The sequence below is a fragment of the Armatimonas sp. genome, assembly GCF_964826245.1.
Map to the genome: position 1 here is coordinate 1 of NZ_CBAYMC010000257.1, position 5,768 is coordinate 5,768.

Sequence of the window (5,768 nt, forward strand, 5' to 3'; positions counted from 1 at the left end):
GGTCTATGGCACGGTACTCGTGGTAATTCTGGTGGCGCGCAATCTACGTTTCTCGGTACATGGCCTGTCCTATCTCTCGGTACGCGAGGACGAGATCGCGGCGCAGGCGATGGGGGTCAATACAACCACGGTAAAAGTGAAAGCCTTCGTGCTGGGAGCGTTTTTCGCGGGAGTGGCAGGCGCACTCTTTGCGCACTATGAGCGGACAATTCTCATCACGTCGTTTGGCTTTGTTCGCTCGTTCGATTTTGTGACCATGGTGGTGCTGGGAGGGCTCGGCTCGATCACAGGCGCAGCACTTGCCGCGGTCGTCTTGACCGCGCTCCCCGAGGTTTTGCGCTACACACTAGGATCAGAGTCCACAAAATACCGTCTTGTTGTCTATGCACTGCTACTCGTGATTATGATGCTGGTGCGGCCACAGGGCATTTTTGGCAGAGGGGAGCTTTCCCTGAAGCGCTGGTTTGGAAAAAAACAGGAGGTTGAAACAGGTTGAATAAACCATTTGTTTCTGAGGTTGATAAGAAAAACCGTGTTGCGGTTTTTGTCGATTTTGAGAATATTAAGCGATCGGTAGACGATTTTTTTGAGAATGATCGTGTTGAGCTGAAGCTAGTCCTAGATGAGATTGCGCGGATGACACACGGGCGTATTGTTCTCAAGCGTGCCTATGCGGACTGGAGTGTTTTTCACGACTATCGCTCTGATTTATTGGATAATGCGGTTGAGCCCGTCCAAACATTTCCCCTGACTCAAAAAGGAAAAAATGGCTCCGATATTCGGATGGCAGTGGATGTGGTGGAGTTTGTCCTTCGGCAGCCCGAGGTCACGCATGTGGTCGTGATCTCGGGTGACGCGGGCTTTACGCCGCTGGTGGTAAAACTGCGCGAGCTAGGCCTCCAAGTGCTGGGAGTTGGGGTGCGGGCCAGCACGTCTAACTATCTGATCAAGGCATGCGACCGGTTTATCTTCTACGATGATCTGCGCGACATTCCAAGCACGGGTGCAAGCTCTGATCCCTCGGGACTACTGATGCGTGCCTTGACGGCGATGGGAAATCGCTCCGTGCCCGGCTCGGCGCTGAAGATCCAGATGCGTCGCCTTGATCCGCTCTTTGATGAGAGCCGTCTTGGCTTTAACTCGTTTCTGGAGTTCCTCCGAGCGAACCTGGAGCTCGTCGATGTCCACAAGCCGCCCGTTGGGGATGTGACTGTCGCGCCGCATGGCTCGCTCTCGCTTGAGGAAAAAGTGGCCTACACGCCGCCGTCCGCCTCAGACAAGATGCGCTTCTGGCTACGCGAGAATAACTTCCGCTACGTGGCCTGTGACGAGCGCCATCAGATTATCACGGCTCTCTACACCATCTTCCAGAATGCGGAAGTTGAGGGCAGGATCTCTCTCAAAGAGGCCAAAGACCGGCTCCATGCCTGGTTTGAGGAGCACCATCCGACCGTCTCCTGGGACTCGGTAAACTCGACGGTCTATCACTTGTTCTACACCTGGTGCTTTGACTTTGACCGGAGTGAGGAAGCGGAGAGCAAGCAGCTCTGGGATCGCCTGACGACGCTTCAGACGGATGTGCTGAGCGCCGATGACCTGATCGAAAAGACCGAGCAGGGGATCGCCCGCAAGCTCTGGGAGCGGGAGCGGGAAGAGATTGATGCGGACGCGCTCAATGCTTGGCTCTACGATGGTAACCCAGAGGCACTGGAAAGTGTCAAGGAGCTAATTGAGATCGTCTCCGCACCCGACTACACCACGGTGGGACGCGTCGGGGGCGGCTAAGCTAAGGAGTCGAGTCGCCGTATGAGCATCGCCAACCAGGCCTGGAGCTTCGGGAGAACCGTTAGTGAAGTCTCTCCTCGCGTCATCCGCGAGGAGATGACCCGCGACTACCGGCTGGCCCTCGTCGGCGATGAGGCGGATCGGGCTGCTTTTCGCCAGCTCTTACTGCCCGAGAGTGCCAGTCGTGTGGAGCGAGAAGACGGCGGGACTCGTCTCTTAGAGCTGCCCCGTGCCCCCGATGAAGGCACCTCGGCGGGCTGTGCGGCGACGTTCTATCTTGGAGCTACTGGTGAGCCCGTCGGGGTTCGTGGCCCCAATGGGCTGCCTTTTGTGGGCACACAGCAGCAAGCCCTGGAGTGGGTGGCACAGATGAAGCCCGATCTCTGTATCGCCTTTGCCCGGTATCTGCCGGGAATCCGTCCTATGGCCTGCAAGCGGCTGATGCTCCGGGCCAGTGAGACCAATGCGCGCTTTGCCTTTCTCTCGGCACTGCCAGGAATCTTGCCCGTAACCTTGCCTTTCTTGCCAGCATCGTCGGCGATGGATGTCTTGGTGCTGACCAAGAACCAGGCGATGCTGGTGATGCGTCTTGCTGCGGCACATGGCCATCCGCCGGGCTATACCAAGCAAGTTCGCGAGGTACTCGGAACGGTCGCAGGGGCGATGGGCTGGCGCTTGCTGGCCCGTGAGATTGTCGGGATGATTCCCGCCGGAATAGGGGTAGTCGCTAAGACGGCTATCGCCTACTCCGGCACGATCACGGTGGGAAAGGCTGCTCTTTTTTACTACCAGAAAGGCCGCCAGATGACCGCCGACGAGATCCGTCAGGTGCATAAAGAGAGCGAGGCGGCGGCGCAGTCACGGGCGGAGCAGCTTGTCAAGAGCCCTCCGAGCCCTGAGGAGCTGACGGAACTCTAGTCGGGCACGCTTTCTGCCAACGCTTTCGGAGATACTGCTAGGGCGCTAGCTGCCGAACTCCACCAGAAAGCGCGGGCAGATCTGCTGGGTATCGTAGACGATCATCTCGTTGTTGGCGACGGTGCACTTGCCGGCCTCTGCAAACGTCGAGTCGTAGCCATCTTTGCGTGGGTCAAGTGCGGAGTTTGCTCTCTGAGGGCGGAACACCTTGCCCATGGCGACATCGCAGAGGAACATGAAGCAGTGATTGTCGCTCTTACCGCGCCAGTAGCCATAGGCATAGTTCAGCGACTTGGTGCTCTGGTCCGAGAAGTAGATACCGTTTCCAAAGGCACGTCCACAGCAGTGTGATGCTGAGGCGGGAGCGATGACAAAGCCGCTACGCAGGATCGAGAGCAGGTTGCTGGCTTGCGTCCCATGCCAGAGCTCCTGCACGTTGCCGATTTTCTTGCTGTGCGCCTCAAACTTCTGGCTCATGGCGGCGATCTCGATCTTAAAGACTCGCTTTACGTCTAAGTGAGCGCAGGCATGCATCGCTTTTTGGGTGCCTTGGTACTTGCACCGGATGCGCTCGATCTCGTCTTGATCTGTGACCAGCTCCAGCCGCGCTTCAAAGAGCTTGGGAGCGGGGGCGGCCTCTTTTGTGCTGTCTTCGTCGGCCTTGAGGATGAGCGCCAGGCTGGCTTCCAGTGCATCGAGAATCCCGTTTTGCTTCTGGACAGCCTCGGTGTCGGGGAAGAGCACTTTGGGGTCGGGCTTGGCGCGTCCGATGTTCTGTGGGATGAGCATCAAGTAGTCGTTGAGGGTTGGGATGAAACATGCGTGGCTCCAGTCGCTCGCCGCCACAAACTGCCCGATGGTGCTGAGAAGCGCCCGTGCTTCGGTGAGGGCATCCTGGGTGACCACTCCGAGGGGCGTGGAGAACGTCCCCTGACTCTCGTCGTAGGTCATCGTGGTCGCTTCGAGAATCCGGTGGACATTGACCCGCGCCAGATACTGCACCAGCGCTTGCGTCTCCGGGGAGCTGGTGACGATCTGCTCGGCAGCGACTTTTGCCAGCGTCTCTCCCTGAAGGTTACTATTGCCCGCCGTATTGGCCAGCGTCTTTTGGGGCCGGTAGCCCTTGCCTTCTTTCTCGCGGCACTTGGCGTCTAGCTGGTACTCGCTATAGCTGGGAAAGACCTTGCGCTGCCCGTCTTCCCCGACCCGTCCCCAGTGCGTCTCACAGGAACCGTCGGAGAGGAGTTTGATGTTCCAGAACTTGTTGTTGTTGCCTTCAATATTGGTCAGTACATACCGTGCTTCTTTGACCACGCTTATCGTTGCCATGTCTCACTTCACCTTGCCTTTAATCTCTCGCCCCGTGGTGTGCGGCTTCACCAGAAGACTCCAGAAGTCAGTGCTTAGGCGGAAACTATTGGAGGTATTGTGAGGCGATCTCTTCTTGGCGAAAGGGGAAGCCACTCTTCACCGAATCAAGGCCTAGGCTCCCGGTGCCAACGGAGATCCACAGCGACGACCCAATCTCTCCGCGACGCTCCCCTTGCTTGCGTATTTTGGTTAGCTCCCTTGAGCTAGGAGAAACGCTTCGACGGTTTCTCGGTGGGGGAGTCCCGCACGGTTGCCGTAGCGCTGGATGCGAAGCGCGACGGTGGCTTGGGCGAAGTTGGCAGCTTGGATGGCGGGCATTCCGGTGGCGTGTGCCCAGGCAAATGCGCCGTGGAAGACATCGCCCGCGCCGCAGGTGTCTACGACGTTGGAGATCGGGAAGGCAGGGAGAAAAACCGGCTCGGGCTGCTCTTGCGTGGCGATCATGACCCCTTTCTCGGCAAGGGTGACACCGGCGACCTTGACGCCCGCCGCCAAAAATCCGCGCACTTGCTCAGCGGGGTTGTCGGCGTGCTGAGGGAACGCGCCTGCGCCGCCGCCTTTGCTGGCAAGCACCACATCACAGAGTGGGAAAAGCTGCTCGCGGCCCTCGCGCATCGTGCCCAGATCAAAGGAGACATGGCCGCCTGCCGCTTTCACGGTTTGTGCGGCATGCAGAGCGCCGTCTAGGTCACGGCCATCTATATGGAGGAGGCTGGCCTGGCGCAGAAGCTCGTCGTGAGCGGGGGTGAAGGTCATGTGGGGAAGCTCCTCGGCATAGTTTGCCAGTGTCCGGGAGCCATCACGCTCATCCAGGAGCACCAGAGAGCGGCTAGTGGTCACGCCCTCCACACGCTGAAAGTCCGAGGAGACGCCTTGCTCATCAAGACGGTGTGCCAGATCATCGGCATCACGATCGTCCCCGACCACTCCCAGATAGACACACGAGAGCCCCCCTAGCTTTGCCACCGCCGTCAGCGCCACAGGAACCGGTCCGCCCACTTGCTCGAAGTAGCGACTCGCACGCACCTTAGTGTCGCGCTCCCAAGCAGGCACCACCGCGACAAAGTCTTTATTGATCAGTCCAAAACCAACTACCATATCACTATTGTACCGAAGGGCGCAGGTCGAGCAGGGTCAGCTCCACACTGACTTTTCCGTTCCACTCATTGAGCTTGGGGCTATAGACAATGTCTACGCGCTCGCCGGGCTGCACACGCTCGGTCCAGTCGCCGGACTTGAAGCGCACGGCTTTGGTGGGCCACTGCCGTCCCGGAAGCTTGATCTGGAAGATCGCGGTGTTGTTGTCCTTGCCCACGCGCCGCGTCTCAGTGATAATGCCGCCGCAGGTGAGAAAGACGGGCTCTGGGTTATCACGGCCAAAGGGGGCAAGCGCCTGGAACGACTCTACCAGGCCCTGGTTTAGCAGGCGCGTATCGGGAAGCTCGGCATCTATCTCCAGAGTAATCGGCTCGGGCTCATCGCTGATCAGCCCCTCCGCGACCTCGTGAAGGCGCTGACGGAACGCATCCAGGTTTGCCGCTGCAACATTCACCCCCGCGCTGGCTGAGTGCCCCCCGTAGCGCCCGAGCAGATCTGCACAGCCGTGGAGCGCGTCCAGCAGGCTGAAGTTTCCGTAGGTGCGCCCGGAGCCGCCGTAGCTATCGGTTTTTTCGTCGTAGCTGAGAATCAGGGTG

At 58.9% G+C, this 5,768-nt stretch carries 5 protein-coding genes and 1 pseudogene; 3 read left to right on the plus strand and 3 right to left on the minus strand.

All coding sequences use genetic code 11. The features are described 5' to 3' along the window. From AC1XOS_RS18915 to AC1XOS_RS18925, 3 genes are all read left to right on the plus strand, one after another. Positions 1-496: branched-chain amino acid ABC transporter permease (locus AC1XOS_RS18915; RefSeq protein WP_481963776.1), on the plus strand; the 496-nt coding region annotated here is incomplete at its 5' end. Further along, positions 493-1,785, plus strand: coding sequence for an NYN domain-containing protein (locus AC1XOS_RS18920; RefSeq protein WP_481963777.1), 1,293 nt, complete (start codon positions 493-495; stop codon positions 1,783-1,785). The genes AC1XOS_RS18915 and AC1XOS_RS18920, both read left to right, overlap by 4 nt. 21 nt (positions 1,786-1,806) lie before the next feature. Further along, positions 1,807-2,703, plus strand: a complete 897-nt coding sequence (locus AC1XOS_RS18925; RefSeq protein WP_481963778.1) for a hypothetical protein — start codon at positions 1,807-1,809, stop codon at positions 2,701-2,703. A 45-nt stretch (positions 2,704-2,748) separates the two neighbouring features. Here the strand turns inward: AC1XOS_RS18925 and AC1XOS_RS18930 are convergent, their stop codons facing one another. From AC1XOS_RS18930 to AC1XOS_RS18940, 3 genes and pseudogenes are all read right to left on the minus strand, one after another. After that, complete coding sequence (locus tag AC1XOS_RS18930; RefSeq protein ID WP_481963779.1) at positions 2,749-4,032, minus strand: WGR domain-containing protein; 1,284 nt, start codon at positions 4,030-4,032, stop codon at positions 2,749-2,751. Between the two features lie 231 nt (positions 4,033-4,263). Next, positions 4,264-5,172: a carbohydrate kinase family protein gene (locus AC1XOS_RS18935; protein WP_481963780.1), complete on the minus strand. Its 909-nt coding sequence runs from the start codon at positions 5,170-5,172 to the stop codon at positions 4,264-4,266. Between the two features lie 4 nt (positions 5,173-5,176). Continuing rightward, positions 5,177-5,768: pseudogene (locus tag AC1XOS_RS18940) on the minus strand (hypothetical protein); the annotation flags it as partial.

What these genes read in the sequence shown, in the direction of transcription:
- AC1XOS_RS18930 (WP_481963779.1), bottom strand. Translation starts at nt 4,032, where the DNA reads ATGGCAACGATAAGCGTGGTCAAAGAAGCACGGTATGTACTGACCAAT.
- AC1XOS_RS18935 (WP_481963780.1), bottom strand. Translation starts at nt 5,172, where the DNA reads ATGGTAGTTGGTTTTGGACTGATCAATAAAGACTTTGTCGCGGTGGTG.
- AC1XOS_RS18925 (WP_481963778.1), top strand. Translation starts at nt 1,807, where the DNA reads ATGAGCATCGCCAACCAGGCCTGGAGCTTCGGGAGAACCGTTAGTGAA.